The sequence below is a fragment of the Martelella sp. AD-3 genome (genome assembly GCF_001578105.1).
Taxonomy (GTDB): domain Bacteria; phylum Pseudomonadota; class Alphaproteobacteria; order Rhizobiales; family Rhizobiaceae; genus Martelella.
Genome location: NZ_CP014276.1, coordinates 136,482 through 162,616, shown reverse-complemented (window position 1 = coordinate 162,616; position 26,135 = coordinate 136,482). Strand labels below are relative to the sequence as shown.

Below are 26,135 nucleotides of genomic sequence, written 5' to 3'. Positions count from 1 at the left end.
GATGACATGAACAAACATGTGAAGCCCGGATACTGGGGCGACAGCGTCGATTATCGCGACATCCTGAAAAAGATCGCGGACATCGGCCCGACGCTCGAAGCCAATGCGCCGGCGGACGAGGAAGCGGGCGAACTGACGAAGGAAAGCTTCGAGGCGCTGAAGCCGCTGCGTTTCTCGCATCTGATGGCAACGGAAGAGCTCGGCGGCGCGCAGATGCGCCCGACCGAGGTTCTGCAACTGATCGAGGCGGTGACCTGGTGGTCCGGCTCGGCCGGCTGGGTGTCGATGGTGCATTGCTGCATCGGCGCGATGTCGGCGGCGTTCCTGCCCGACAGTGCGGTCGAACGCCTGTTCGAGCCCGGCAGTGACAACCGCTTCTCGGGGCAGGGCGCGCCGCTTGGCATGCTCAAGAAGGTCGATGGCGGCTACACGCTGACCGGGAAATGGAGCTACGGATCGGGCTTCAGCCACGCAACCTGGTCGCATTCGGCCTGCTTCATCGATGACGGCAACGGCAAGCCGGCCAAGGATGCCGACGGCAATGTCATGGTCATGTGCGCCCATGCGCCGATCGGCGAGCATGAACAGCTTGGCAACTGGGATGTGCTCGGCCTCAAGGGTACCGGCTCGATCGATTACTCCGCCAAGGATGTCTTCATCCCCGATGATCTGGTGTTTCCGATCCTGTCGGCGCCGCCGCAGCGTCTGAAGGAATTGTTCAGCCTCGGCATTGTCGGTCTTGCATCGATCGGTCACACCGGCTGGGCCATGGGCACGGGCCGGCGCATGCTGGACGAGATCGCCAAATTCGCCCGCAGCAAGTCCGGCCGGGCCGGCATGCTCGGGGAAAGCGAAAAGTTCTGGTACGATTATGGCCGCGCGGAAGCCAATTATCGCGCCGCGCGCGCCTTCGTCATGGAAGTCTGGGGCGATATCGAGGCCAGCGCCGAGGCGGGCAAGATGATGACAACCCGCCAGATCAGCCTCGTTCATCTGGCCAAGGCCCAGATCCACGAGGTCGGCGTCGATGTCTGCAATTTCGCCTATCGCGCATCCGGCGGGGCTGGGCTCAGGGCCGGCGTGATCCAGCGCACTCTTCGCGACATGATGGTGGCGGCAAATCACTTCACCATCGCGCCGTCGCTTGTGACGTCTGCCGGCCGAGATATCGGCGGGCTTTGGTCCGATCGGACCTGGCAATTCTACGATCTGATCGAGAAGTAATAACCGGAGGGGGCGCAGAATATTGCGCCCCCGCCCGAACAGACTGCCGGAGCTATGTTTGATGCCTGAACACCATACCGTTGCCGAAGCCTTTCGCGAGGCTTTTCGTTGTCATCCCGCGGGCGTTGCGGTGATTACCGCCGATCCCGGCGATCAGCCGGTGGCGATGACCGTGTCTTCGCTGATTTCCGTCAGCGCGTCGCCGCCGACCATCGCCTTTTCGCTTTCGGCGCGATCGCGGTCCACGGCAACGGTGTTGCAGGCGGAAACCGTGGTTGTCCATATGTTGCGCTATCCAGATCTGGAACTGGCCCGGCTGGGGGCCACACCCGGCGCCGACCGCTTCGGTCCAGGCATCGCCTGGACGCGGCTTCCGACCGGCGAGCCGCATTACACCAATGTTTCGACATGGTTCAGGGCGCGCATCAGCGGAACGCTTGCAGTCGAGGGCGCAACGCTGGTAGCCGCGGAACTGATCGAAGGGGCGACCGCCGATCTCGCCGCGCCCGAACGCGAGTCGCTCGTCTACCTGGATCGCCGCTGGCACCGGCTGCGCGAGGACAGCAGCGGCGTGGCCAGTCTCGCTCTGCTGGACGAGGAATATCGCGACGTTTTCCGCTGAAGCACGCGGCGATGTCGCCGGAATATAGCGCAACCGCGGACCGGGGCTGTCGGAGGGGCGGTTTATAACTCGAAGCGATATTTTTGCGCAACTATCCGATCATGCCGCCGGAAAGACAGGTCTAAGGTGGCGCGAGGAGGAAACCAGCCCGGGCAACTGCAGCAGAAGCGCGGAACGAGGCTGGTGAATGGAGGGGAAGAGGATCATGGCAATCCTTTCCGTAAAGGGAATGTCCAAAAGCTTCGGCGCGCTGAAGGTCGCCGACGACGTCAGTTTCGCGCTTGCCGAAGGCGAGGCGCTGGGCATCATTGGCCCGAACGGCGCGGGGAAGTCCACGCTTTTCAACCTCATCACCGGCAATCTGCGGCCGGACGGCGGGCAGGTGATGCTGGGTGACCGCGATGTCACCCGGGAGAGCCCGATGCAGCGCTGCATCAGCGGAATCGGCCGGTCGTTCCAGATCCCGCAGCCTTTCGACCATCTGTCGGTCTATGAGAACCTTCTCGTGGCCGCGCGCTTCGGCGGAGCCGTGGGCGCATCCGAGGCGCCGGGATTGTGCATGTCGATTCTGGCGCGGACTGGGCTGGAGCAACTGGCCCTCCACAAGGCCGGCGCCCTGCCGCTGCTGAGCCGCAAACGGCTGGAACTGGCGCGCGCGCTCGCCACCCGGCCGCGCGTTATCCTGCTGGACGAGATCGCCGGCGGGCTGACCGATGGGGAGTGCGCGGAACTGGTGACCACGATCCGCGCAATCCACGCCGAGGGCACCGCCATTCTCTGGATCGAGCATGTCCTGCATGCATTGAACGCGGTGGTGTCGCGGCTGATGGTCCTGAACTTCGGTCGCATGCTGATGATCGGCGATCCGGAAGAGGTGATGGCCGCGCCCGAGGTGCGCGAAGTCTATCTGGGGATCGAGGCATGAGCGCGCTTCTGGACATTCGCGATCTGACCGCCCATTACGGCGACTTCCAGGCCCTGTTCGGCATTGACCTGACGCTGAATGAGGGCGAGACGCTGGCGATCATCGGGGCAAATGGCGCCGGCAAGACCACGCTGATGCGCGCCATCACCGGCATCGCCCGGGTGACGGCGGGCACGGCCACCCTGAACGGCGCACGCATCGACCGGCTCACCGCGCCCGACATTCTGCGCGCCGGCATCAGCATGGTGCCGGAGGGACGGCGACTTTTCCCCAGTCTCACCGTCGAGGAGAACCTTCTGATCGGCGCCCATGTCCGCAAGGGCAATGCCTTCTGGAACCTTTCGCGCGTTTTCGAACTCTTCCCGGTCCTGGCTGAGCGCCGCGGCCAGCCCGCCACCGCATTATCCGGCGGTCAGCAGCAAATGGTCGCGATCGGACGGGCGCTGATGTCGAACCCGTCCGTGCTCCTGTGCGACGAACTCAGCCTGGGCCTTGCGCCCGTCGTCATCCGCGAGATCTACGCCGCCTTCCCGACGATCCGCGAGAGCGGAACCGCGATCATCGTGGTCGAGCAGGACATCGGCCAGGCGCTAAAGATCGCCGATGGCGTCCATTGCATGATGGAAGGCCGCATCACGCTGTCGGGCCCCCCTTGCGAACTCTCGCGCGATGCCATCCACGACGCCTATTTCGGGATCAGTCACGCATGATATGGCTTGAAACACTCATTCAGGGCTTGCTGCTCGGCGGATTGTACGCCCTGTTCGCCGCGGGGCTCAGCCTCGTCTTCGGCATTATGCGCCTGGTCAATCTGGCCCATGGCGATCTGATCGTGCTGGCCGCCTATCTGATCCTCGGCATCGGCACGGCCATGGGGCTGAACCCGTTCATCGCCGCGCTGATTGCCATGCCCATCATGTTCGTCCTCGGCTATGTGCTGCAGACCGTGCTTTTGAACCGCGTGCTGGGCGAGGACATCCTGCCGCCGCTGCTGGTCACCTTCGGGCTGTCCGTCGTCATCCAGAACGCGTTGCTGCAGCAGTTTACCGCCGACAGCCGCAAATTGCCGGTCGGTCCCATCGAGGCGCAGTCGCTGTCTTTCGGGTCGGTCAATGTCGGCATCATGCCACTGATCACCTTCGCCTCGGCCATACTGGTGATCCTCTGCCTGAACCGGATCTTCTACCGGACGGCGCTTGGCAGGGCGTTCCGGGCCACGTCCGATGATCCGGTGACGGTTCAGCTTATGGGAATCCGGCCAAGTCGCATTTTCGCGGTGGCGACGGGCATTGCCATGGTCGTCGCCACCATCGCCGCGCTGTATCTGGGCGCGCGCGCCAATTTCGATCCGTCCATCGGTCCCGCCCGCCTTCTCTATGCCTTCGAGGCGGTTATCATCGGCGGGCTCGGGAGCCTGTGGGGCACGCTGATCGGCGGGCTGGTCATCGGCGTTGCGCAGGCCTTCGGCGCGGCGCTGAACCCGCAATGGCAGATCCTGGCGGGCCATGTCGCCTTTGTTGTCGTGCTGCTGTTGCGGCCGCGCGGGCTGTTTCCGCGCGCCTATGATTGAGGACCGGCCATGAGAAAACCCCTGGAACTCCTCTTCGTTGCCATCCTCGTCGCCATCATGGCGATCATCCCGCTGTTCGGCCTGCGCGCGCTGGTGCAGGACCTGTTCATGGTGTTGTGCCTGCTGGTCCTGGCATTGAACTGGAACATGCTTGCCGGCTTTGCCGGCCTCGTCTCCGTCGGCCAGCAGCTTTTCGTCGGCGTCGGCGCCTATTCGATGTTCGCAGCCGTTATTCTGTGGGGGATTGATCCCCTGACCGGCGCGGTGATCGGCGGCGTGGTCGCCATGGCGCTGTCGGTCCCGGTCGCCTTCTTCACGTTTCGTCTGAACGGCGCCTATTTCGCCATCGCGACATGGGCGGTTGCCGAAATCGGCCGGCTTTCCATCGGCCAGTGGCGCGCGCTTGGCGGCGGCACGGGCACCGCGCTGCCGCGCGGGGCCGCGCGCGATATGCCCGGCGTTCAGCTCCTGCGCGATGTTCTCGACATTTCGGGTGCGGCGGCCGTCGATGTGCTGACCTACTGGCTGGCGCTGGGACTGGTCGTGGTGATGCTGGTCGCCAGCTGGCTGTTCCTGCGCTCGCGCATGGGGCTCGGCCTGCAGGCCATGCGCGACAATCCCGTCGCGGCCCGTTCCGTCGGCGTCGATGCCGTGCGCCTCAAGGCGCTGGTCTTCCTGTTGACCGCGTTTGGCACCGGACTTTGCGGCGCGCTGATCTTCATACAGACCGGACGCATTGCGCCCGACGCCGCGTTTTCCGTGATCGACTGGACGGCCTTCGTCATTTTCATTGTCGTCATTGGCGGTATCGGCACCTTGCCTGGCCCGATCGTCGGCGTGCTGGTCTTTTACGGGCTGCAAAGGCTGCTTTCCGACTACGGCACGGTCTATCTGATCGTTCTGGGCGTGATCGGCATCGCGATCATGCTGTTCGAAAAGAGGGGATTGTGGGGCGGCCTGATTCAACGGACCGGTTTCGACCTGCTGCCGCTTGAACACATCCCGCCAGGACCCGGTCCCGATAAACGCACAACAACCTGATGCGCCCGAGGAGGAGCAACGCATGAGCTATTTCAACGAAACGACGTCAGCCGACACGGTCAACGCCCGCATGGGGCCTGAAACCGACCCGCGTCTTGCCGAAGTCATGACATGTCTCGTTCGCCACATTCATGACTTTGCCAAGGAAATCCAGCTGACGCAGGACGAGTGGGAGTATGCGATCGCCTTTCTGACCAAAACCGGCCAGATGTGCTCGCAGGAGCGGCAGGAATTCATTCTGCTGTCGGACGTTCTGGGCGTTTCCATGCTGGTCGACGCGATCAACAACCGGCGTCCCGAAGGCGCGACCGAGAACACCGTTTTCGGGCCGTTCCATGTCGACGGGGCGCCGATCCGGCAGATGGGCGACAATATCTCCCTGGACGGCAAGGGTGAAAGCTGCCTGTTCGAGGGCCGGGTGCTGGACCGCGACGGCCATCCGATCGAAGGCGCGACGGTGGACGTCTGGTCGGACAATGCCGAGGGCTATTATGACGTTCAGCAGCCGGGCATTCAGCCGAAATGGAACAATCGCGGACGGTTCATCACCGGGGCGGACGGCCGCTACAGCTTCGTCGGCATCAAGCCGGTCAGCTATCCGATCCCTGACGACGGGCCGGTGGGACAGATGCTCGGCCATCTCGGCCGCCACCCCTACCGCCCCGCGCATATGCACTATCTCGTCACCGCGCCGGGCTATCAGAAACTGGTGACACACACCTTTGTCGGCGGTGACGAATATCTGGAATCCGACGCGGTGTTCGGCGTCAAGAAATCGCTGATTGCGCCGTATGAGAGGGTTGAAGGCAGCACCACGCAATGGCGCTCTCCGTTCGACTTCGTCCTCGTATCATTGTGAGGTCTGAATGCCCAACGTCAAAATATTCGTCGACGAGGCGCTCTACAACGCGGCACAGGAGAACCTGGTCGCGTTGCTGCCTGATCTGCGGATAGCGCTGTGTTCACTGCTCTCGGTCGACAATGCCGCCTGTCATCTGGCCATGCTTCCGGTTCTTGGCCTGTCCGATCAGCCGCAGGTCAGCGTCGAGCTCAATCTGTTGGCGCGGCCGGACCGGACCCGGGAGAAGGTCGCCGAAATTGCCGGAAAGCTTCGCGAAAAGGTCGGCAATGCCACGGGCCAGCCTGTGGCGGTGCGCATCTCCATGCTGGACCCGGAGACCTATGTCGCGCTGAAATGACCTTTGCGCTTCAGCGCCGCCGGTGGGTCACCTGTTCCTCATGATCCATACTGGCCTGCAGGCGCTGGGCCTCGATATGCAGGAATTCGATGAACTGCCGGGCTGCGGGCGGTCTCTGTCTTTCGATCATGGTCAGAACGCCGAGCTGGCGGTCGGGATGGTCGATTTTCAACGGCAGCACGGCCAGAGGGATGGTGCGGCGGTTTTGGAAAACCACGGAATAGGGCAGAATGGTCAGGGAGTCCGATCCCATCAGCAGCGACTGGATCGAGGCGAGCGTTCCGCCGGAGAAATTGATCATGAAATCCTTTTGCCCGATCGATTTCAGCGCCCGTTCGAGATCGCGGTAAAGCGGGCTGTTGGCGGGCGGCGCGATCCAAGGATAGCGGGCGACGGCGTCAAGCGTGATGCCCTTGACCCGCGTCAGGGGATGGTCGGCGCGGCAGGCGACCACGTTCCTGCCCGAAAGCAGCGGCAAAAAATCCATATCCGCAGGCACCTGCCGCGGATGAAGCGGCAGAATGGCGATATCGAGACCGCCATTGCGCAATCCGACGGAAAGGCTGTCCAGGTAACCGTAGGACTGGTCGATATACACATCCGAATGACGCGACTGAAATTCGGCGATCATGACCGCCACGACGCCGTCGGTGAAGATCGGCGATCCGCCGACGCGCAGCCTGCCGGCCAGACCCTGGCGGAAGCGCCGGACCAGAAGGCTGGCTTCCTGGTTGGCGCTGCGGATGCGGCTGCCCAGCCGCGCGAGACTGGCGCCCAGTTCGGTGGCGCGCAATGGCCTGCGCCCGGGCTCGAACAGCGGCATTCCGATCCTCTTCTCGAGCAGGGCCATGCTGCGCGAGACCGAAGGCTGCGACTTGCCGAGCTCATCCGCGCCTTCGGTCAAGCCGCCCTTTTCGACGATCGCCGCCAAGATTTCGAGATGCTCACTGTCTATTTTCATAACCAAATGCAATATAATATTCCGATCATCCGATCAATATCTCCGTTTGATTAGGCTATGGTGATTTCCAGTCTTCACAGGAGGGAGGAGCCTTTGTCTTTTTTTCGCGAGCAATTCACCGCGCGCAGCGCGGCCGTGCGCGTTCGTTTCGGCGCCGGCGTGCGCAAATGCCTCGCCGAGGAGCTGGAGACGCTGGGCGCGCGCCGCGCATTAATCCTGACGACGCCCCAGCAGGCGGACCTGGCCGATGCCTTTGCCGAATACTGCGGAGCGCGCGCCGCCGGCGCCTATACCAATGCGACGATGCACACGCCGGTCGACGTCTCGGATGAGGCGGCCAGCCGCGCCGCGGAGCTGGGCGCGGATATGCTCGTTTCCGTCGGCGGCGGCTCAACGATCGGGCTCGGCAAGGCGATCGCTCTCAGAACCGGCCTGCCCCAGATCGTCGTGCCGACCACCTATGCCGGATCGGAGGCGACGCCCATTCTCGGCCAGACAGAAAATGGCCTGAAGACCACCCAGACCAATGCGAAGGTGCAGCCCGGCACCATTCTTTACGACGCGGAACTGGTCACGACCCTGCCGGTCGAGATGACGGTCACCTCCGCGCTCAACGCAATGGCGCACGCTGCCGAAGGGCTCTACGCGCGTGACCGCTCCCCCCTTTCCTCGCTGATGGCCGTCGAGGGATTGCGCGCCTTCCGCGACAGTCTGCCGAACGTTCTGGCCGCACCGACCGATGTGGCTTCGCGCGGGGAAACCCTCTACGGGGCATGGCTTTGCGGCACGGTGCTGGGACAGGTGGGCATGGCGCTGCATCACAAGCTCTGCCACACGCTGGGCGGAAGCTTCAACCTGCCCCACGCGGAGACGCATGCGATCATCCTGCCGCATGCCCTGGCCTATAATGCTGTCGCCGTGCCAGAACTGCTGGCGCCGGCGGCAGAGCTTTTCGGCGACGACAATCCGGGCAGGGGACTTTATCGCTTTGCCAGGGAGATCGGCGCCCCTCTGGCCCTGCGCGATCTGGGGATGAGCGAGGCCGATCTCGACAAGGCGGCGGAACTGGCTGTCGCCAATGCCTACTGGAACCCGCGTCCTGTTGAACGGGACGCGATCCGGGCACTGCTGCAGGCGGCCTGGAGCGGGGACATGCCGGCCTTTTAATATTTCGGCGGCATTGTCCGCCTTGTTCTGTTCTTGGGAGGAGACCTTATGCCAGACATCACCACCGATGTATTGATCATTGGCACCGGCCCTGCGGGCTCGGCCACCGCCGCCTTGCTTTCGACCTACGGCATCGAAAACATGGCGGTGAACCGCTATCGCTGGCTTGCCAACACGCCGCGCGCGCATATCACCAATCAGCGCGCCATGGAGGTGCTGCGCGACCTCGGTCGCGAGGTCGAGGACGAAGCCTATCTGTTCGCCACCCACCAGGCCTTGATGGGTGAGAATATCTTCTGCGAAAGCCTTGCCGGCGAGGAAATCGGCCGGATGAAGGCCTGGGGCAATCACCCGCTCTCCAAGGCCGAGCATCTCATGTCTTCGCCCACGAAGATGAACGACCTGCCGCAGACCTTCATGGAACCGCTGCTGTTCAAAACCGCATGCGCGCGCGGAACCCAGGCGCGGATGTCGACGGAATACCTGCGCCACCAGCAGGACGCCGACGGCGTCACCACAACCTGTCTGGACCGGCTGACGCAAAAGGAATTCACCATCCGCTCGAAATATCTGATCGGCGCGGATGGCGGCAAGTCCCTGGTCGCGGAGCATGAAAACCTGCCCTTCGAGGGCAGGATGGGCGTCGGCGGCTCGATGAACATCCTGTTCAAGGCCGATCTGACGAAATATGTCGCCCATCGCCCGTCCGTGCTTTACTGGGTGATGCAGCCGGGCGCCGATGTCGGCGGCATCGGCATGGGTCTGGTCCGCATGGTGCGGCCATGGAACGAATGGCTGATCGTCTGGGGTTACGACATCAACGGTCCCGAGCCCGAGGTTACGCCGGAGTTCGCCACCGGCGTTGCCCGGCAGCTGATCGGCGATCCGGATCTTGAGATCGAGCTCCTCTCGGCCAACACGTGGACGGTGAACAACTTCTACGCCACGAAAACGGCGAGCGGGCGCGTGTTCTGCATGGGCGACGCAATTCACCGCCACCCGCCCTCGAACGGACTTGGGTCCAACACCTCGATCCAGGATGCCTTCAACCTCGCCTGGAAACTGGCGATGGTTCTGAAGGGGCAGGCGGGCGAGCATCTGCTCGACAGCTACGACGCCGAGCGGGCGCCCGTCGCCAAGCAGATCGTCACCCGGGCAAACCAGTCGATCGCCGAAACCGGCCCGATCTTCGCAGCCCTCGGCATGGCCGAAGGGGTGGACCCCGAGCAGATGCAGAAGAACCTCGAGGCGCGCACCGACGGCACTCCCGAGGCCGAGGCCCAGCGCGAGGCAATCCGCAAGGCGATCGCCTTCAAGAAATACGAGTTCGACGCGCACGGGGTCGAGATGAACCAGCGCTACAGTTCTGACGCCGTGGTAACGGATGGACAGATCGAGCCGGCTTTCCAGCTGGATGCCGATCTCCATTACCAGCCGACGACCTGGCCGGGGGCGCGCCTGCCGCATGTGTGGCTATACCGTCATGACAACGGAGCCGAGGTCTCGACGCTGGATCTGTGCGGCCATGGCAGGTTTACCCTTTTGACCGGACTGGGCGGCGAGGCCTGGGTCGAGGCGGCGGTCCGGGTGGCGGATACGCTCGGCATCGAGATCGTTACGCATGTGATCGGGCCGCGACGGGAATATGTCGACCACAGTGGCGAGTGGGCGAGACTGGCGGAGATTTGCGACAGCGGATGCCTTCTGGTCCGACCGGACCACCATGTCTGCTGGCGCGCGACATCGCGCGCCGATGATCCGGAAGCCGAACTGCAGCGCGCGCTGAAACACATTCTGGCCCGGTAGGGCATCAGAAAACCGGCGGGCGGCGCGCAACGCGCCGCCCGGTCTCGAATGCAAGACGGCCCGAAACCGGACCGGCGAAACTTCATAACAGAAAGTCATGCAAGCCGCCCAACATCGCATAATCAGCGCTTCCGCCATGCGCTAGTATGATGCGCGAGGAGCATTCGGTTATTGGCGCAATAGCCGATGACGCGCGGGAACCGAACATGCCGCACCTGAAGCCCGTGTTTCATGGGACGCTTGGGAGGCAACAGCTCGAATTTTTCGCGTCGGCATTCGGGAGCGGAGCGCTGTTGCAGGCGGATGAGGAGTTTCGGCGGCACTGCGTTTTCAGGCCGATAACGTCTTCGCCGGACCACCCATGTTCATGCGTGGGTGTCGCCGGAAGGGGCGCGCACAAGGGCATGGTCATGCGCTTCGTGCGGGTCGAACAGTTTGATTTTTATGGGAGGATCATATCGTGGCGCAAATCAGCGGCTATCATCATCTGACGCTTTCGACGGATGGTGCGCAGGAGGATTTCGATTTTTACACCAAGACGCTGGGGCTTCATTCGGTCAAGCGCACAGTGCTGTTTGACGGCGTGATTCCGGTTTATCACCTCTATTACGGCTCGCCCGACGGCGATGCCTCGACCATCATCACGACTTTCCCGTTCCGCAAGCCGGGCGTCTATGGCCGCCGCGGCACCAACCAGTCGCGCACCATCATGCAGGCAATCCCGAAGGGCGCCGCGAACTTCTGGGTGGACCGGCTGAACGAGCGCGGCATCAAAGCCGAGAAGATCACCCGTTTCGGCGCCGATCGCGTCGTCTTCGCCCATCCCTGCGGCATTCCGCATGAGCTGGTGGAGAGCGACAGCGACGACCGCACGCCGATCGCCAACGAGGCGCAGGGCGTGAGCGCCGAGCACGGCATCAAGGGCATTTACGGCGCCCTGATCGCCTGCTTCGACCGCAGTTCGATGGATGATTTCATGACCGTCGCCCTGCCTTTGACCAAGGAGGCGGACACGGATGAAGGCACGGTCTACCGCGTGCCCGATGCGAATGGCATCATTCAGCGCGTCGAGGTCATCACCGACCGGGAAAGCCCGCAGGGCACCTGGACGCTGTCGGGCGGCACGATCCATCATCTGGCGCTGAACACCGGCGATGAGGAAAACCAGCTGAAATTGCGCGCCCATATCGAGGGTCTCGGCTTCACCGACATTTCCGAGCAGAAGGACCGCAATTACTTCAAGTCCTGCTATGTCCGTTCGCCGGGCGGGGCGCTGTTCGAACTGGCCTGGACGACGCCGCAAGGCTGGGCCCGCGACGAGCCTCCCGGCCAGATCGGCAAGACGCTTGTGTTCCCGCCATGGTTCAAGGACCGCGAGGATGAGCTGCGCGCCGGGCTTGAAGAGGCCGAGTTCGTTTGATGGCTTCGGGTGCGCTTCATCTGCCGGCGGAAAAACAGGCCAGGGCGATCTGTGTGTTTGTGCATGGCCGGGGGCAATCGCCCGAGGAAATGAAGGCACATGTCCTGGACCGCCTTGAAGCGCCGGAGGTCGCCTTCGTGCTGCCGCGGGCCGAAGCAGGCTCGTGGTATGATGCGAGGGCGATCGATCCCCTGACCGACGGGACGCGGTCTGCGCTTGCGGCCGCTCTGGAGCAGCTTGCCGCCGATGTGGCGGGCGCGCGCGCTGCGTTCGGCGCGCTGCCCTTGCTGCTCGCCGGGTTTTCGCAAGGGGCCTGTCTTGCTCTGGAATATGTCTTTGCGGGGCTTGCCGCCCCGCAGGCGCTCGCGGCCTTCACCGGTTGCCGGGTGGGCGCGGAGACGGATGAGCGGCCCCGGCGGCTGGCGCCGGATCTGCCGGTCTACCTGACGGGCTCGGACGCCGATCCATGGATTCCCGTCAAAGCCTTTGCCGAAGCCGCCAGGGAGATCGGCGCGGGCAAAGGTCGGCTGCGCGCGGACGTCTTTCCCGGTCGCGGCCATGAAGTATCGGATGCGGAAGTGGCCATGCTGCAAAGCCTGTTGCGGGATCTTGCTGCGGGAGCGCCCCTTGGCATGGGGGCGGCGCGCTAGCGCATCGGCCCGAAAATCGGAATCGATTTTCGGAAAGCACGATGCCTAGATTCAATAGGTTAGAGCGTTCTTTGTGCGTCCGAATGGACGCCCGGCGCTCTAGCTGCATATTTTCCCGAGCCGCCGTTGCGGAGGCGTTCGCGATGCGGATGGTGACCGGCGGGCAGAGGGATCGGAACACAAAGGGAGAGGAAAAATGATCAACAGACGAAAGTTTCTGCGCTCCACGGCGGCCACCGGGCTGATGCTTGCCGCGCCCGGGCTCGCAGCGCCCGCGATCGCCCAGGGCCGGAAGATCAAGCTCGGCTATGTCTCGCCGCAAACCGGCCCGCTTGCCGGCTTTGCCGAGAGCGATAATTATAATATCGAGGCCTTTCTCGCTTCGTCGGTCGGCAAGAACTTCGAGGTCATTGTCAAGGACAGCCAGTCCAATCCCAACCGCGCCGCCGATGTCGCAAAGGAGCTGATCCTGAGCGACGAGGTCAATCTGATGCTTGTCGCCTCCACCCCGGAAACGACCAATCCCGTATCAGGCGTGTGCGAATCCGAGGGCATTCCGGTGCTTTCGACCGTGGCGCCCTGGCAGCCCTGGTTTATCGGCCAGCAGGCCAATCCGCGTGATCCCTCAAGCTGGCAGCCTTTCGAATTCGCCTTCCACTATTTCTGGGGCATGGAAGATGTCATCGCGGTCTACACCGCCATGTGGGATCAGCTCCAGACCGACAAGTCCGTCGGCGGCCTGTTTCCCAACGATGCCGACGGCAATGCCTGGGGCGATCCCGAGACCGGGCTGAAGCCGGGCCTTGCCGAACGCGGCTATGCACTGACCAATCCCGGCAGCTTCCAGAACCTTTCGGATGATTTCTCGGCCCAGATCAACGCCTTCAAGGCGGCGAACACCGATATCATCACCGGCGTTCTCATTCCGCCGGATTTCACCACCTTCTGGAACCAGCTGCGCCAGCAGGGCATGCAGCCGAAGGCCGTCACGGTCGCCAAGGCGCTTCTGTTCCCGCAATCGGTGGAGGCGCTCGGCGAAGCGGGCAACAACCTGTCGTCGGAAGTGTGGTGGACGCCGAACCATCCGTTCTCATCCTCCGTGACCGGGCAGAGCTCGGCCGAGCTTGCTGCGGATTTCACGGCCAAGACCGGCCGTCCGTGGACCCAGCCGATCGGCTTCGTGCACTCGCTGTTCGAGGTCGCCGCCGATGTGATGGGCCGGGCCGAAGACCCCTCCGACGGAGAGCTCGTCGCAGACGCGATCGCCGCCACCGACATGGAATGCGTCGTCGGCCCGATCGCCTGGAACGGCAAGGGCGTGCCGCCGTTTGCGGCGAAAAACGTTTGCAAGACGCCGCTCACCGGCGGCCAGTGGCGGATCAAGGATGACGGCGGCTATGACCTGGTGATCGTCGAAAACGGCGCGGCGCCGGAAATTCCGACCGGCGGCAAGATGGAAGCGCTCAACTAGCGCGTCTTTCGGCCGGATACCCTTTGTCTTCCGCCCGGATGACAAGGCAAGAGGTCTGGAGCGGGTCTGCGTCTCGATGAAACGCAGACCCGCTCCAAATTCATCCAATCAATCGGTGCTCGCGCGCGCCGAAGGCGACGTTGCCGCCCTTTGTCAAAAAAAACTGGCCTGCGCAATCCGATCGATTCAGACTGGCATTGGCGGGCTCGCCTTGAACCAACGGGCTCGGGGTCCTTGATGTCTGCATCGACGCAAGGGCCGTGGGCATCGACGTTGCCTGGAGTGATGAACATGGTTGAAACAGAGACCGTCGACGACGGCGAATTCGATTATATCGTCGTCGGAGCGGGATCTGCCGGCTGCGTGCTGGCCAATCGGCTCAGCGCCAATCCGGCCAACCGCGTGCTGCTGCTTGAGGCGGGCGGGCACGACAACCACCACTGGGTCCACATCCCGGTCGGTTATCTCTATGCCATGGGCAATCCACGGCTCGACTGGTGCTATCGCACGGCGCCGGAGCCGGGGCTGAACGGCCGCGCGCTTGCCTATCCGCGCGGCAAGGTGCTGGGCGGCTGTTCCTCGATCAACGGCATGATCTACATGCGCGGACAGGCGGCGGATTACGACCAGTGGCGGCAGGCGGGCTGCACCGGCTGGGGCTGGGAGGATGTGCTGCCGCTGTTTCGCAAGTCCGAAAATCACTTTGGCCCGGCAAGCGCCGTCCACGGCAAGGGCGGCGAGCTGAACGTCTGCGAACAGCGCCTGCACTGGCCCGTGCTCGATGCCCTTGCTGCAGCGGCCGAGGAAATCGGCATTGCCGCGACCGACGACTTCAACGATGGCGACAATGAGGGCGTCGGCTACTTTCCGGTCAACCAGCGCGGCGGGTTGCGCTGGAACGCCCGCAAGGCCTTCCTCAACCCTGCCCGGTCGCGCCGCAATCTGCGCATCGAGACGAAAGCCCATGTGCAACGCATCGCCCTTTCGCAAGGGCGCGCGGAGGCTGTGATCTATCGCCAGAACGGCCGGGTCAAACGGGCGACCTGCCGCGGTGAGATCGTGCTCTCCGCCGGCGCCGTGAACACGCCGCAGCTTCTGGAGCTTTCCGGCATCGGCGATGGCGGCCTGCTGCAATCCCTCGGTCTTCCCGTGACGCTCGATATTCCCGCCGTGGGCGAGAACCTCCAGGACCACCTCCAGATCCGCACCGTGTTCCGCATCACCGGGGCGCTGACGTTGAATGACCGTCTCGCGACGCTTGCGGGCAAGGCCGGCATCGCGCTCGAATATGCCTTGCGCCGCACCGGGCCGATGTCGATGGCGCCGAGCCAGCTTGGCATCTTCACCCGGTCCTCGCCCGAGCATGAGCGAGCCAATCTCGAATATCATATCCAGCCGCTTTCGCTGGAAGCCTTCGGCCAGCCGCTCGACAAGGAGCCGGGGGTTACGGTTTCCGTCTGCAATCTGCGGCCGGAAAGTCGCGGTACGATCCATATCACCGCGCCCGCGCCTGACCGCCCACCCGAAATCCGGCCCTGCTATCTTTCCGCGCGCGCCGACCAGATCGTCGCCGTCGACAGCCTCCGCCACGCCCGGCGTCTGATGGCCGCCGCCGGTCTGGTGGGGCTGAACCCGCGCGAGATCAAACCCGGCCCGGATGTGCAATCGGACGAGGATCTTCTGAAGGCCGCCGGCGCTCTTGGCACCACCATCTTCCACCCGGTCGGCACGGCCCGCATGGGCGGCGACCCCGCAAGCGTGGTCGACCCGGAACTCAGACTGCGCGGCCTCGCCAATCTGCGCATCGCGGATGCCTCGATCATGCCCACCATCCCCTCCGGAAACACGCATGCGCCGGTGACGATGATCGCGGAAAAAGCCGCGGAGATGATGCTGGCGGCCCGATAGGCATCGCCCGGCATAAGATGTTTGTCCTATAAACGCGGGCTTCAGCGTGTCACGCGCTGGCCCTGTCATGGATCATGCGCGGCAAACGGGACACTGACGTCTGCTCCACGGCCAAGCGGGCATCGGTAAATATCTTCCCGGAAAGATGATCTTCGGCAGATCGACGCCGATCGCGCCTTCATGCTTCCGGCGGCGGGCCGAAACGGTTCGGCTTGCCGCCGCCCGCGCGGGCAAGCAGCACGATGAGGTAGATCGCGGAGCCGACCCCAGAGAGCGCCGCGACGGTGACCACGGCAATGATCTGCGGACCGGTATTGCTGAAGGTCGCGACCTCTTCGAGCGGTTTGGAGAGGCCAAGGAGCAATGCGAAGCTGATGAGGGTGAGGGCAAGCGGCAGCCCGGCAGGCAACAGAATCCACCATCCCCGCCGGTTCACGTCATGCAGGCGGCGGACGCCGGCCGAAAGCAGGGGAAGCAGCGTGACGATGATGAAGAATACCGTGACCGGATGACGGTCCGCAAGCCCGCGTTCCGGATCGGCCGGAAACAGAAGATCGTCGGCCATGCCGGCTACCAGCTGGCCGATCACAAGCGCCAGCACGAACCACCAGTATTCCGCCCGCGAGGCCCGCCCGCCGAAGCGGGCGAATTTCCTCAAGGAGGTCAGGATCGCCCGATGCGGACTCATGGCGCATTCCGGGCGGGGGTCGCGTCTCCCTGCAGCCGGCCGTCACGCCAGAGCTGATGGGAGACGGGGCCCTCGGCATCATAATAGGTCGTGGTGCCGTCGCGCCTGTCGTGTTTCCACATCTGCACTTCCTCAAGCGCGCCGTTTTCCGCCAGGATGTAGCGCGGCCCGTCCTTCAACCCGTTGCTGAAGCTTGTGGCCGTGATGCGGTAGCCGTTGCCGTCAAAGGTCGTCCAGCGGCCTTCCTTTATGCCGTGGTCGTAGCGGCCCTGTCGCGTCTCATCGCGATAGGGCACCTGTTCCAGCCATTCGCCGTGCTTCTCGCCGTCGACATAGCGCCCGCCGGCAATCATCCGGTCGCCATCCAGTTCCTTGTAGGGCCCGTTCAGTACGCCCGCCTCATAGGTGGCGAGCCGCTTCAACTCGCCGTTCATCCTGTATGTGCGCTGCGCGCCAGTCAGCTTGCCGTCATCGTCATAGGTCTCGCGGATAATGTCGCTGGAGTGTTCCGTCCGGCGCCAGTCGCCGACGCGCTTGCCATGGTCGTAATAGCCCCGGTCCAACTCCCGGCCGCGCCAGGCGCGGGTGTAAAGGCCGTCCTCCTTGCCGTCGACATAGTGCACGCGGGTGGTGATCTGGTCGATCTCGGTGGTCGAGACGAACAGCCCGCGATATTCGCCGTCAACCAGTTCGGTGCGGTCCAGCAGCTGGTCGTTGAGATACTTCGTGAAGAGGAGATAGCCTTCGGCCTTGATCTCGGTCTCGGTGAAATTGCCGTAATGTTCGACAGTCTTTCGTCCTTCGCCGCGGCCTTCGATCTCGACCGGTTCTTCGAGCCAGATCAGCGCTCCGTCCTTCCATTTCCGGTTTCTCAACGCGCTGCCATCCCCGGCATAGTCGGTCTGGGCGACGAGTTCTCCGGATTCCGACCAGCGCTTTGCGCTGCCGGTCGGTTTGCCCATATCATAATGCTGCTCGGCTCTGCGCGCACCCGAGGGCCAGTATTCGGTGACGACCCCATCGGCCGCGCCATCGACATAATGGCCTTCCTCGATAAGGTTGCCGTCCTTGTCGTAGTCCCTGTAGGGGCCGTCGCGCCGGCTCATCGACCAGTGGATTTCGGCGGCAAGCTTGCCGTTCTCGTGGTATTTGCGTTCCACGCCGTCGATATGGCCGTCGACATGATTGTTTTCGGCCGAAAGCGTGCCGTCCTCATAATAGAGACGCCAAGGGCCGTTGAGCACGCCATCCTTCCAGGTGGTTTCGCGCAGGGCCTTGCCATCCGGCCAGTACCGGACCTCCGTACCGTTTTTCTTTCCATCCTCATAAGGCGTGCGGCCCACGACGTCGCCGTCTTCGTCGAAGGTCACCATCTCGCCGTCGCGGCGGCCGGCCTCGTTGAGCGGAACGCGGATCTTGAGGTAGCCCGAGCCGGGATAGAAGGTTTCGATCTTTCCGACCTTGCGGCCCTCATCCAGCGTCGGGGCGGTGCTCCAGACGCGGGCATAACGGTCATCGTCTTCATCGTAGATATCGATGATATAGACGCCGTCCTTTGCCTTTTCCGGCGGCGTGTAGCTGTAGGCGCCGTCCGGGGCGGGAGCCAGATTTTCGTCGACATTGGCGGCATGTGCCGCGCTCGCGGCAAGGGCGAGCAGAAGGGCGAGAGCGGTTTTCATCGGGCGTCCTCCCCCGGTTCGGGCAGATCGGGAAAGCGGATTTCGAAGCGCCGGGCCAGCGGGTCGGAACCGGCGTCCGCTTCAAGGATGCGTTCGGGCCGGCCGGCGGCGCGGATATGGCCATCGTCGAAGCGCGCCGAAGCGAGCGTGTCGTCGGGGGCGAGGGGCGTGCCATCCGGCGCGACCAGCGCCAGCGCCGTGCCCTCGGCATCGACCAGCCGGAAACGGGCGTTGAATGCGCCAATCGTCATGGTGCTGTCTGCGCCGAGCGCTTCCGGATCGATCAGCCATGGCCGTTCGGGATCGAGCGTCTCGGTCGCCTCGCGCCATGAGACGACGCTCGCGCAATCGATGACAACGGTGATCGGTTCATGTCCGTAAAAATGGGTGCGGATGCCGTCATCGGTTTCAAGCTGAAGCGTCGTCGTGCCGGTCCGTTCGTCAGCTTGCGTTTCGAAGACAAGGTCGTGACCGGCAAGGGACACGGGCTCATCCAGCCCCGCCTCGCAGTGCTTCGCTTGCGTCGTCGCGAGCCTGAAACGCAGCGCGGCCAGATCGAGGCCTTCGGGCGTGAGCGCATCGAGCGCCGGCGGTGCGCCATCCGGATAAAGCGACCGCGTCTCGGGTTCGGTGTCGGGATCGAGGCGTTTGCCGCGTTCGGTGCGGAAGGTGACCGTGCGGGTCGTGGCCGGGTTTTCGGCGTAGCGCTCGACGCGGATTTCGATCTTCTCCGGCACGGTTTCAGCCTTCAGCGCCACCTTGAGACCGCTGTAATCCGGCAGCGCCAGCCGGCGGGCCTGGCTTTCGGTCGGCGTCAGCCAGTCCGCGCCGCTGTCGGCGGCATATATCTGCCCTTGGACGTTGCTGCCTTCCGGGAAGGAAAGGCCGAAGAAATCCCAGGTTTTTCCCGACAGGAGAAGTTCGTAGCCGTCATCGGTCGGCCGGAACTCGGCTGAGGCGCCGTTGCGCGTGGCGCTGGCCTTCCCGTCCGCATCCGGTCGCAGCGTCAGGGTGAAAGGCTCGGAGGGATACCAGTCGACCTTGGCGCGGAGCTCCGTTGCCCGATCCAACTCGTCGCGAACATCGCCGATGCCGACCGGACGCGCTCGCGAGACGGTCCGGAAACGATCGCTGGACTGCGGAACGGTAACGGGCATGGTGGCGATGAACGCGGTCGGCAGTTCGGTGTCGCCGTCGAAGAGATGGAGATCGTGCAGCGCGAAGCGGCCGATATTGCTGCCCGTTGCGGGATCGTGGGTGAAGCTCAGCGTGTAGGTCTTGCCGTGCTTGTCGGCCTCTCCCGGCTTGCCGGTGAACACCATGTCCGGCTCGGGCGGCATGACGATGGTTGAAAACGGAAAGGTCGGCATGTCATGCCATTCAGGCTCGCCCCGGAATGCGTGGGTGTAGAGCGGGAAGGGGCTTTCCGTGTTCGCCATCGCGATGGTTTGACGCGAGAAACGCTCGTCGTCCGCGCCGGGATCGATGCGCGTATCATAGGTCATCACCGAGCGCTCGACCCAGCCGCCGTCGCGCGCAAGCACCGAAACGCCGGACAGTCTCGTGTCTTCCGACGCGCCCTCATAGCTGAGGAAAACCGCATCCGGCGTCACCGCGCTGACGGTGATCTCGACATCGGCGATGCCCGGCAGCGTGGTGGTGGTGGACCAGCCTTTCTCGGCTTCGATTGCGACCGGCAGGACCGGCTGGCCGAGCTGGTCGCGCATCTGGGCGAGCATGGCTTCCGGCATCTCGGCATCACCGCGCGGGGCGAAATCCGTGAGCCCGTGACTTTCCGGATCGATCGTGGCGGAAAAGCCTTCGCGCATCAGCGCGGCAAGGTCATCGGGCGCATCGCCGAAGGCGGTGCTTGTCACCCGCGACCCCTCGTCATAGGCAAACCACAGCGGGAAGACATCCATGCTGATCTCGCCATCATCGTCTCGTCCGGTGACCGCAAAGCGGGTCAGCGCCGAAACGAACTGGTTGTCGTAAAAACCGTCCGAATCGCTGAAGCCGGAAGCCATGGAAATTTCGAGGTGATAGGTCCGCTCGCTGCCAATGTCGGGGTCGAAAATGATGGTCTCGGCCTTTGCCACGCCGGGAATGGCGGCGACAAGCAGGGCGAACCAGAAACGTCGTTCGATCATGCTTTCTCCTTCGATGGCGCAGTCATGATGGGGCAGGCGGGTAGAGGCAAGTAACTGTAAGTTGAGATTTACTCCCTGTCGGGAAGGGCCGTTGTAACGATCGGATTTGTTTATGCTTTTTGGTCGGGCTATAAGGTTCCGTCACCCGGATTCGCCACACCAAAAGCCAGGGCGTCAGCCATTTTTTTCATGAAACTACGCTCGTTTTTTCAGACAGTTTTCTCTCGCCGGCATCGCGAATTCGAGGGCGGTTGTTCGTTCGCAGCGAGGCGAATCGGCACGGCCTTTCTGCTTGTGCTGATCTGGCTTGCGCCGGTTTCGGCGCGCGAGCGGATCGAGCGTTTCGAAAGCGACATCGCGATTGGTCCCACTGGCCGCCTCGATATCACCGAGACCATCGCGATCAAGGCGGAGGGGTACCGGATCGAACACGGTATCTTTCGCGACCTGCCGATCGCGGGACGGACGGCGGAAGGCGGCGTCGATCCCGGCGCGCTGCAGATCCTGTCGGCCACACTCGACGGCGCGCCGGTGTCCATGCGCGTCGCCCGCCGCAGCGACTATATACGCATCTTTCTGGGGGATGCCGGAACCGATCTCGAACCGGGCGTTCACACCTTCCGGCTTTCCTATCGCACCGGACCGCAGGTCGAAAGCCGCGACGGTCACGACGAATTCTACTGGAATGTGACCGGCAGCTACTGGGCCTTCCCGATCGACAATGCCGCCGCGACCATTCATCTGCCGGAGGGTGCTGCGGCCACACAGGTTGCCGGCTATACCGGGCCACTCGGCTCGACGCGCACCGAGGTGTCCCGCCGCCTCAGCCCGGATGGCGGCACGGTCGATGTTTCGACCTATCGCATTCTCGACCCGGAGGAGGGGCTGACGGTCGCTGTCGGCTTTCCGAAGGGCTTTGTTAGCGAGCCGGCGGCCGCAGAGCGGTTCCGTTGGTGGGTGCGCCGCAATCCGGGCGTGGCGATTTCAGGCGTCGGCCTTGGCGCTCTCGGCCTGCTGTTCCTGTTCGTTTCCCGCAGGATCAGGCGGCCCGGAGAGAAGCAGGCCTCACGATACCCTGTGGTCGAGCGGCGCAAGCCGCCGCGCGGCACGACGCCGGCTCAGGTACAGTATATTTCGATGCGGCGCATGCTCGGCCATTCCGCGCTCCTCGCCACGGTCATCAATCTCGGCCTGCGCGGGCTGATGACCATCGTTCCCGAGGGCAAGGCCTGGCGGATCGTGCTGGATGATGGCGACACCGGCACGCTGGCGCCCGAGGAGGAAGCGCTGGTTTCGGGCGTGCGCGCCGAAGGCGGCAGCGTCCTGGTCGAGCGCAACAACCGGCAGACGCTGAGACGGCTTTACGGCGATTTCGCCCGCGTGGTGCGCGCCACCCATGGCCGGCGGTATTACGCGCCGAACGGCAAGTGGAAACTGGCGGCCGCCTTCCTCTGCTCCGGCCTTGCCGCGGCCCTTGCGCTGACCGGCATGGATGGCGAAGGGTGGATCCTCGCCTATGGCCCGCTGCTGCCGATCGCGCTTGGCCTTGCCTTTGCCGGCTTCGATGCGCGCGCCTCGGCGGATACGGTCAGCAATGCCGCCGGAAACGGCATGGGCGGCGGGCTGGTCGCGAGCGCGGGTCTGTGGCTGGTGACCGGTTTCTTCACCGGCGCCTTCGGCTGGGCGACAGCGCTCGGCCTCGTCGCAACGCCGGTGCTGTTCTGGTGGTTTGCCGCGCGGATCGGCCAGCCGACGGAGGAGGGGCGGGCGCGCGAGGCGGAAATCGAGGGACTTCGCCTCTATCTCCAACGCGTCGGCGACATGCGCCATGCCAATCGCAGCGAAAGGGACGCGCTTCCCGCACTGCTGCCCTTCGCGGTGGCGCTCGACATGAAGTCCGAATGGAGCCGGGCCTTCGACAGCGTGATGGACGCCGGTCCAGGCACCATCAACCCGATCCCCTTCGGCCTTCACCCGACCTTCTACGACACAGGCGCGAACGGCGCGACCATCTTCGGCGCCTGCCAGGCGCTCAGCACCAACCTCACGGCCTGCATCTCGCCCAACGGATCGGGCTCAGGCGGCGGCTTTTCGGGCGGCGGCTTCTCCGGCGGGGGAGGCGGCGGCGGTGGTGGCGGAGGCTGGTAAATCAAGCCGCCACCATCGCTATTTTTGCGAGTAGGGCCAAAGGTCGCAATGATCGGCTAGAAGCGGACCTCGAAATAGTCCCCCATATCGGGTTCCTCATCCGTCACCTTGGCCTTTGCGATCTGGATGGCAAACCCGATCGAGCCCTTGGTGGCCCAGACCTCGGCGAAGTCCGGCGTAAACCGGATCAGCCGGATGTCCGGATCATCGATGCCGTCGAACCAGCTCGAAGCAACCGGGTTCCAGAGCTCCTCGAGCTTTTCCCGGTCCTGGACCACCTCGGACCGTCCCTCGACGCGGGCATGCATCTCGCCGTTACCGGTGACGATCAGCGAGCTTTCGCTCTCGCCGGCCTCGATCGCCTTCACCAGATCGGTGCCCTCAGCGGTGATGAACCAGATCTCCCCCTCCTTGTCATTGGGATACGGTGCCATCGGCACATGGCGGGCCGATCCGATGCCCAGCATTGCGGCGCGAACGTCGTCCATTTCTTTCCAGAATTCGGATTTTGACATTGTTTTCTCCTTTTGAAGAAAGAAACGTCTTCCGTCCGAAAAAGTTGCTTGCCGGAATCGCGGATCGGGCCACGCGCCGATATTTCCGCAAGGCCCCGTGAGGGCGCTGTCGCGAATGCGCCGCGTCTGCAGGCGGGCGCGCGGAGGGACGTCTATCGATCTTCACCGCCGCCCGAAGCTTCGGGCGGCCCCGCCATGCTGTTCCAGCGCAGGTTCATCACACGGTCGAGCCAGCCGAGACCGGCGAGCGCCAGTCCGAGCCCGATGAGGGAGACGACCCGCAAAAGCCCTTCCAGGCCGGAAATATCCACGAGGAAGACCTTCGCGATCGTCAGTCCGGCCGCGGCCATGGCGACCTTGCGCAAGACGTTGGAACGCCTGGAGAAGCTGACGGCGAGCAGGATTGCGCAGACGATCAAGAGCGCGATCGTGTAGCTGTAGAGCTCCGGCTGGGTGACGCCGGGCGCCGAAAGGTCGGGCCCGTGCCAGAACCGGCGGATTTCGCAAACGACATAAAAACCGGCCAGCAGGCTCGATATGCTGACAAGGCCGGTCCGCAGCCACGGCCCGAGATTGACGATCCTCCAGGCTCCGATCGCCAGCACGGCCGCGAGCGGCAGGTAGCTGAGCGCAAGACTGTCGAAAACCATCGGACCCGTGACGGGGTTGAACCGGAACAGCAGGGGATTTGAAATCGTCAGCGGTACGGCAATCAGCGCGGCGGAAACGAGGCCGAAGAGCACGGCAAGACCCAGCCGGAACAGTCTCAGCCACCTGCCCGTCGTCGGCAGCCGGTTGATCTGCGCCAGCATGGCGACGGCCATCACGGCGGCCAGAAGCCCCGGCTCATCCGGCACCAGCCGCTGCAACACCGCGCAGGAGAAGACCGCGGCGACCGTCCATGTGGTGGTCTCGATGGCCGCCTGGACAGACTGACGTGCACGCAACACCGTGAGGCGCCATCCGGCATAAAGCAGCGCCAGCGTGCCGCCATAGGCTTCAAGCAGCGCCAGCCACGACGTGTCGCTGCGCACGGCCCAGAAAAAGCCGGGATTGGCCACCAGCCGGAAGGCGATGATGGCGAGCGCCGCCTTGGTGAAGAGGCCGATCAGGGCAAGGTCGAACCGCCGGTCGAGCGCGATCGTGAGGACGACGACAACGCCGAGCGCCAGCGTGAGCGCCGCCTTCGTGAGCACCACGAACAGCGCCAGCGCCAGCATCGAGAGCGCGGCAATGGCGAAAAGCGCCGCGCGCATCTGGCGCCGGCTGCGCTCCTCCGCGCGCAACGTCCGCTCGGTCAGCAGCGCCATGACGGCCGATACCGCCAGGAGATGGATGCTCCAGAGATAATCCCCGAAAGCCGCGCCGGGCGACCACAGAAACTCGAAAATGAAGGCGGTCGCCGGGGCAAACGCCGCCGCGCCCAGCGCAAACCCGAGCGCCGTGTTTTGGTCATCCCCGGAACGGGTCATCCGCCAGAAGGCCATCAAAGATGCACCGACGGACAGGATCAGTGCGAAGGTGATGAAAGCGGAAGATCCGGCTGTTGCATCTGCCGGAGGTTGCAGCGCGGTTAGGAATGACGCGAACAGCGGGCCGCGCTCGACGACCTGCAGGACAGGCACGGCCAGAAACGCGGCGGCAGGCAGGAGCGACATGTCCCTCAGCGCTTCCGCAGGGCGCATCCATAGAAGCGTCGCCGCGAGGACGAGGACGATGAGCAGAAAGGCAAAACAGGCCTCTGTCGCGGATGGCGCATCGATGGACAGGAGAAGGCCGGCGCCGCTGACGAACAGCGTCATGGCCGCGACGACCCGGGTGGGGAAATCGGCGCGCGGCTTGAGACCCGCAAGTGTCGCCAGAACCGTCTGGCCGGCATGAGAGGGCACAAAGCTTTGCACCGGGAGGATCACAGCCGCCAGCCAGGAGAGAGCAAGAAAGGCCGTATAGTGGATCAGGCCGCCGGTCGCGAGGTAAAGTCCGGTTGCGGCCATCGCCGTTGCGGTCAGCACGAGGGCTGAGACCCATGCCCAGCGCTTGACGCTATCCACCGCAAGGCCGGCAATGGCGATGAAGGCGAAATAATAGAAAAACAGCCAGCCGCTCTCCGCACTGCCGCCGACCAGAAACGGCGCGGCGGTGGCGCCGATAATGCCGACGGCGCTCAGGACCGAGCCGTAAAGCCAGCCGAGCGCAACCGCGAGAATGCTGACCAGAACCAGCCCAACCAGCGTCATCTCGGCGGAAACCAGTCCATAGAGAAGACGGGCGGCAAGCACGGCGGCAAACAGCGTCACCAGCCCCGCGCCCGCAAAGACGGAGGGCAGGTAGCGCGTTGACGGCGTCGTCTCGTCGCCGAAGCGGCGTCGGAGCCCTTCGCCGGCGCCCACCAGCGCCACGCCCAGCATCAGCGCCCCGCAAACCCGCCAGACCGGCGTCAGAAGCCCATTTTCGACGCCATATTGCACCATGAAGATGCCGCCCAGCGCCAGCGAAAGCGCCGCGAGCGCGATTGTCCAGTTCTGGCGCAGCCATCCGCCGAACGTCTGCAGCAACGCTCCGGTAAAGACGAAGGCCCGCGGCGGGCCGCCGGTTGCCGAGGGCATCTTTCCGGCGTCCGTCGATCCTGATTCCTCAAGTGACCGGGCCGTTTCCGGTTCTGCCGTTTGGGCCGCGTCCTCCGCCCGCTCCGCCATCGCTCTTTCCGGCACTTCGGCCGTGACGGCCGTGGCGGCGGTGGCGGCATCACCGCGGCGTTCCAGTTGCTCCAGCCGGCCCCGAAGGCTCCGCTGAGCTTCCTCCAGTCTCTTCATCCGCTTCCGCATCCCGGCATTGGACGCGATCAGCGCCAGAACAAGGATGAGAACCAGAAACTCGAAGAACGATGTCATATCAGGGCATTCCACTTTCACGACGCAATAGGGGAGGTCTAGCGCATCGGCCCGAAAATCGGAATCGATTTTCGGAAAGCACGATGCGTCGGTTCAACAG

The 26,135-nt window shown here is 64.0% G+C and carries 21 protein-coding genes; 15 read left to right on the top strand and 6 right to left on the bottom strand.

Annotated features, from left to right (window positions below; all coding sequences use genetic code 11):
- The first annotated feature begins 6 nt into the window (after positions 1-6).
- The 8 genes from AZF01_RS21790 to AZF01_RS21755 all read left to right on the top strand — a co-directional run bounded on the left by AZF01_RS21790 (position 7) and on the right by AZF01_RS21755 (position 6,581).
- A complete protein-coding gene (locus tag AZF01_RS21790; protein WP_024707907.1) occupies positions 7-1,224 on the top strand; it encodes an acyl-CoA dehydrogenase family protein in 1,218 nt (405 codons plus the stop codon).
- A gap of 61 nt (positions 1,225-1,285) precedes the next feature.
- On the top strand, positions 1,286-1,846 hold the full coding sequence (locus AZF01_RS21785) for a flavin reductase family protein (RefSeq protein ID WP_024707908.1): 561 nt from the start codon (positions 1,286-1,288) through the stop codon (positions 1,844-1,846).
- A 205-nt stretch (positions 1,847-2,051) separates the two neighbouring features.
- Positions 2,052-2,771, top strand: a complete 720-nt coding sequence (locus AZF01_RS21780; protein WP_024707909.1) for an ABC transporter ATP-binding protein — start codon at positions 2,052-2,054, stop codon at positions 2,769-2,771.
- Entirely contained in the window at positions 2,768-3,481 is a 714-nt protein-coding gene (locus tag AZF01_RS21775; RefSeq protein ID WP_024707910.1) for an ABC transporter ATP-binding protein, read from the top strand. The genes AZF01_RS21780 and AZF01_RS21775 overlap by 4 nt, the downstream gene beginning before the upstream one ends.
- Positions 3,478-4,341: a branched-chain amino acid ABC transporter permease gene (locus tag AZF01_RS21770; protein ID WP_024707911.1), complete on the top strand. Its 864-nt coding sequence runs from the start codon at positions 3,478-3,480 to the stop codon at positions 4,339-4,341. The genes AZF01_RS21775 and AZF01_RS21770 overlap by 4 nt, the downstream gene beginning before the upstream one ends.
- A gap of 9 nt (positions 4,342-4,350) precedes the next feature.
- Positions 4,351-5,382, top strand: coding sequence for a branched-chain amino acid ABC transporter permease (locus AZF01_RS21765; RefSeq protein WP_024707912.1), 1,032 nt, complete (start codon positions 4,351-4,353; stop codon positions 5,380-5,382).
- A gap of 22 nt (positions 5,383-5,404) precedes the next feature.
- Entirely contained in the window at positions 5,405-6,241 is an 837-nt protein-coding gene (locus tag AZF01_RS21760; protein WP_024707913.1) for an intradiol ring-cleavage dioxygenase, read from the top strand.
- Positions 6,242-6,248: 7 nt separating this feature from the next.
- Positions 6,249-6,581, top strand: coding sequence for a hypothetical protein (locus tag AZF01_RS21755; RefSeq protein WP_024707914.1), 333 nt, complete (start codon positions 6,249-6,251; stop codon positions 6,579-6,581).
- A 10-nt stretch (positions 6,582-6,591) separates the two neighbouring features.
- Here AZF01_RS21755 and AZF01_RS21750 read toward each other — a convergent pair whose 3' ends face one another.
- Complete coding sequence (locus AZF01_RS21750; protein WP_024707915.1) at positions 6,592-7,542, bottom strand: LysR family transcriptional regulator; 951 nt, start codon at positions 7,540-7,542, stop codon at positions 6,592-6,594.
- A 93-nt stretch (positions 7,543-7,635) separates the two neighbouring features.
- Here AZF01_RS21750 and AZF01_RS21745 point away from each other — a divergent pair, with 93 nt between their 5' ends.
- From AZF01_RS21745 to AZF01_RS21715, 6 genes are all read left to right on the top strand, one after another.
- Positions 7,636-8,709, top strand: a complete 1,074-nt coding sequence (locus AZF01_RS21745) for a maleylacetate reductase (RefSeq protein ID WP_024707916.1) — start codon at positions 7,636-7,638, stop codon at positions 8,707-8,709.
- A 48-nt stretch (positions 8,710-8,757) separates the two neighbouring features.
- A complete protein-coding gene (locus AZF01_RS21740) occupies positions 8,758-10,515 on the top strand; it encodes an FAD-dependent monooxygenase (protein WP_024707917.1) in 1,758 nt (585 codons plus the stop codon).
- Positions 10,516-10,975: 460 nt separating this feature from the next.
- On the top strand, positions 10,976-11,935 hold the full coding sequence (locus AZF01_RS21730) for a VOC family protein (protein ID WP_024707919.1): 960 nt from the start codon (positions 10,976-10,978) through the stop codon (positions 11,933-11,935).
- Positions 11,935-12,585, top strand: a complete 651-nt coding sequence (locus tag AZF01_RS21725; protein ID WP_024707920.1) for an alpha/beta hydrolase — start codon at positions 11,935-11,937, stop codon at positions 12,583-12,585. Before AZF01_RS21730 ends, AZF01_RS21725 begins: the two co-directional genes overlap by 1 nt.
- A 196-nt stretch (positions 12,586-12,781) precedes the next feature.
- Entirely contained in the window at positions 12,782-14,056 is a 1,275-nt protein-coding gene (locus AZF01_RS21720) for an ABC transporter substrate-binding protein (protein WP_024707921.1), read from the top strand.
- A gap of 291 nt (positions 14,057-14,347) precedes the next feature.
- Positions 14,348-15,964, top strand: coding sequence for a GMC family oxidoreductase (locus tag AZF01_RS21715; protein WP_036236958.1), 1,617 nt, complete (start codon positions 14,348-14,350; stop codon positions 15,962-15,964).
- A gap of 178 nt (positions 15,965-16,142) precedes the next feature.
- Here AZF01_RS21715 and AZF01_RS21710 read toward each other — a convergent pair whose 3' ends face one another.
- Genes AZF01_RS21710 through AZF01_RS21700 form a run of 3 tightly spaced genes read right to left on the bottom strand, consistent with a single transcriptional unit; the run spans position 16,143 to position 20,481 of the window.
- The gene (locus AZF01_RS21710; RefSeq protein WP_024707923.1) at positions 16,143-16,652 is read right to left on the bottom strand and encodes a DUF805 domain-containing protein; all 510 of its coding nucleotides are present in this window, start codon (positions 16,650-16,652) and stop codon (positions 16,143-16,145) included.
- Complete coding sequence (locus AZF01_RS21705; protein ID WP_024707924.1) at positions 16,649-18,331, bottom strand: toxin-antitoxin system YwqK family antitoxin; 1,683 nt, start codon at positions 18,329-18,331, stop codon at positions 16,649-16,651. The genes AZF01_RS21710 and AZF01_RS21705 overlap by 4 nt, the downstream gene beginning before the upstream one ends.
- The gene (locus tag AZF01_RS21700) at positions 18,328-20,481 is read right to left on the bottom strand and encodes a hypothetical protein (RefSeq protein WP_024707925.1); all 2,154 of its coding nucleotides are present in this window, start codon (positions 20,479-20,481) and stop codon (positions 18,328-18,330) included. Before AZF01_RS21700 ends, AZF01_RS21705 begins: the two co-directional genes overlap by 4 nt.
- A gap of 294 nt (positions 20,482-20,775) precedes the next feature.
- On the opposite strand from AZF01_RS21700, the gene AZF01_RS24360 reads away from it, so the two are divergent.
- Entirely contained in the window at positions 20,776-22,629 is a 1,854-nt protein-coding gene (locus AZF01_RS24360; RefSeq protein WP_197489680.1) for a DUF2207 domain-containing protein, read from the top strand.
- Between the two features lie 56 nt (positions 22,630-22,685).
- Here AZF01_RS24360 and AZF01_RS21690 read toward each other — a convergent pair whose 3' ends face one another.
- Together AZF01_RS21690 and AZF01_RS21685 are read right to left on the bottom strand one after the other, a co-directional pair.
- The gene (locus tag AZF01_RS21690; protein WP_024707927.1) at positions 22,686-23,144 is read right to left on the bottom strand and encodes a pyridoxamine 5'-phosphate oxidase family protein; all 459 of its coding nucleotides are present in this window, start codon (positions 23,142-23,144) and stop codon (positions 22,686-22,688) included.
- Between the two features lie 152 nt (positions 23,145-23,296).
- Complete coding sequence (locus AZF01_RS21685; protein ID WP_061449916.1) at positions 23,297-26,035, bottom strand: DUF2339 domain-containing protein; 2,739 nt, start codon at positions 26,033-26,035, stop codon at positions 23,297-23,299.
- Positions 26,036-26,135 lie beyond the last annotated feature (100 nt).

Coding starts and splice junctions, on each gene's coding strand:
- AZF01_RS21790 (WP_024707907.1), top strand. CDS start 7: ATGAACAAACATGTGAAGCCCGGATACTGGGGCGACAGCGTCGATTAT.
- AZF01_RS21785 (WP_024707908.1), top strand. CDS start 1,286: ATGCCTGAACACCATACCGTTGCCGAAGCCTTTCGCGAGGCTTTTCGT.
- AZF01_RS21780 (WP_024707909.1), top strand. CDS start 2,052: ATGGCAATCCTTTCCGTAAAGGGAATGTCCAAAAGCTTCGGCGCGCTG.
- AZF01_RS21775 (WP_024707910.1), top strand. CDS start 2,768: ATGAGCGCGCTTCTGGACATTCGCGATCTGACCGCCCATTACGGCGAC.
- AZF01_RS21770 (WP_024707911.1), top strand. CDS start 3,478: ATGATATGGCTTGAAACACTCATTCAGGGCTTGCTGCTCGGCGGATTG.
- AZF01_RS21765 (WP_024707912.1), top strand. CDS start 4,351: ATGAGAAAACCCCTGGAACTCCTCTTCGTTGCCATCCTCGTCGCCATC.
- AZF01_RS21760 (WP_024707913.1), top strand. CDS start 5,405: ATGAGCTATTTCAACGAAACGACGTCAGCCGACACGGTCAACGCCCGC.
- AZF01_RS21755 (WP_024707914.1), top strand. CDS start 6,249: ATGCCCAACGTCAAAATATTCGTCGACGAGGCGCTCTACAACGCGGCA.
- AZF01_RS21750 (WP_024707915.1), bottom strand. CDS start 7,542: ATGAAAATAGACAGTGAGCATCTCGAAATCTTGGCGGCGATCGTCGAA.
- AZF01_RS21740 (WP_024707917.1), top strand. CDS start 8,758: ATGCCAGACATCACCACCGATGTATTGATCATTGGCACCGGCCCTGCG.
- AZF01_RS21725 (WP_024707920.1), top strand. CDS start 11,935: ATGGCTTCGGGTGCGCTTCATCTGCCGGCGGAAAAACAGGCCAGGGCG.
- AZF01_RS21720 (WP_024707921.1), top strand. CDS start 12,782: ATGATCAACAGACGAAAGTTTCTGCGCTCCACGGCGGCCACCGGGCTG.
- AZF01_RS21715 (WP_036236958.1), top strand. CDS start 14,348: ATGGTTGAAACAGAGACCGTCGACGACGGCGAATTCGATTATATCGTC.
- AZF01_RS21710 (WP_024707923.1), bottom strand. CDS start 16,652: ATGAGTCCGCATCGGGCGATCCTGACCTCCTTGAGGAAATTCGCCCGC.
- AZF01_RS21705 (WP_024707924.1), bottom strand. CDS start 18,331: ATGAAAACCGCTCTCGCCCTTCTGCTCGCCCTTGCCGCGAGCGCGGCA.
- AZF01_RS21700 (WP_024707925.1), bottom strand. CDS start 20,481: ATGATCGAACGACGTTTCTGGTTCGCCCTGCTTGTCGCCGCCATTCCC.
- AZF01_RS21690 (WP_024707927.1), bottom strand. CDS start 23,144: ATGTCAAAATCCGAATTCTGGAAAGAAATGGACGACGTTCGCGCCGCA.
- AZF01_RS21685 (WP_061449916.1), bottom strand. CDS start 26,035: ATGACATCGTTCTTCGAGTTTCTGGTTCTCATCCTTGTTCTGGCGCTG.